General features: G+C 67.9%; 1 protein-coding gene. It reads right to left on the bottom strand.

Annotation, left to right across the window (positions count from 1 at the left end; all coding sequences use genetic code 11):
* On the bottom strand, positions 1 to 305 hold a 305-nt coding region (locus tag ACODSD_RS24810; protein WP_488878615.1), incomplete at both ends, for a hypothetical protein.

Here is a 305-nt window from a genome sequence, read left to right as displayed (position 1 = left end):
CGCCCAGCGATTGGCCGTTGGCGTCGAGGCGCTCGAGCTCATACTCCCAGGTCTGGCCGGCGGCCAGGCCGTAGTTGGACGGCAGGAACTGGAACCAGCCCTTGAAGCCGGTGGCGGCCAGCACCTGGCTGGCGCCCCACTCGCCACCTGGGGTACGGAAGCGCAACCGTGACGACACCGCGGCCTCGCCGAGATTGGTCAGATTGACCCAGCCGGTGTTGTACATGAAGGCGCTGTCGACGGCGGCCTCGCTCTGAGAGATGGTGGGCGCGCTGTCGTTGAGGTTCATCGTGCCCTGGCGGGTG

The sequence above is a fragment of the Chromobacterium sp. FG22 genome (genome assembly GCF_057809415.1).
Note: the sequence above shows the minus strand (reverse complement) of the source record. Positions and strands in the feature narration are given on the sequence as shown.